Source organism: Frankia sp. AgB32 (genome assembly GCF_023243045.1).
GTDB lineage: Bacteria > Actinomycetota > Actinomycetes > Frankiales > Frankiaceae > Frankia.
This window is the reverse complement of record NZ_JALKFX010000169.1, coordinates 1-698: the sequence shown is the minus strand read 5'-3', so window position 1 is coordinate 698 and position 698 is coordinate 1. Positions and strand designations below refer to the sequence as shown.

General features: G+C 57.9%; 1 pseudogene. It reads right to left on the bottom strand.

Annotated features, from left to right (window positions below):
- Positions 1-182: pseudogene (locus MXD60_RS26265) on the bottom strand (group II intron reverse transcriptase/maturase); the annotation flags it as partial.
- Positions 183-698 lie beyond the last annotated feature (516 nt).

Genomic DNA, 698 nt, shown 5'->3' with positions numbered 1-698 from the left:
GTCCCCGAGGACAACCTGTTCCAGATTCGGTACAGGTTGTTCTTCAGATCCTTCTCGAAGTCCTCAACGGACCACCCATCCACCCCGGCGGCACCCTTGTTATCCCTGACGTTCTCGTACGCCTCCCACACCAGTCGCTTCGATATCTGAAACGGCTTACTTTCCGGATCTGACTTGCCCACTCGTGTCCTCCCAGAAGAGTACTCTGGTTGCTCGTCCTCCCGGAGAAATATCCTCCGGTTGCTCGTGTGCGCAAAACACAGATGAGCCGACCCCTTCGCTCCACTCCCATTACAGAAGCTTCATCACTACTACGAGTCGGTCCGCCAGCGCGCGTCGCATCGGTACTCAACGCCTCACGGTTCCCGCCGCTCGACGCACTCCCTCTCGAAACCACCGTCATTTCGCCCGGTGGATCCAGTATCGACGCACACCTTCTCACGTTCCGTACAGGAGCAGCAGACCAGAATCCCGCCGCCTGCATGCCGGACGCCACCTGGCCAATAAACGGGCACCCGCCAGACTCATCCCGGAGTCGCATTGACACCCCGGTTTCGACGCCGTCACCTAAATCTCGACATATCATCAGCGGTTCACTCACGTTCGGCTTTCTGGTCCCCATCTGACGGCTCTTACACCGCCTTTTCCTTGACGCTCACCACGACAGTCGTCAACTAACGCAGCTCAAGGTGATTTGA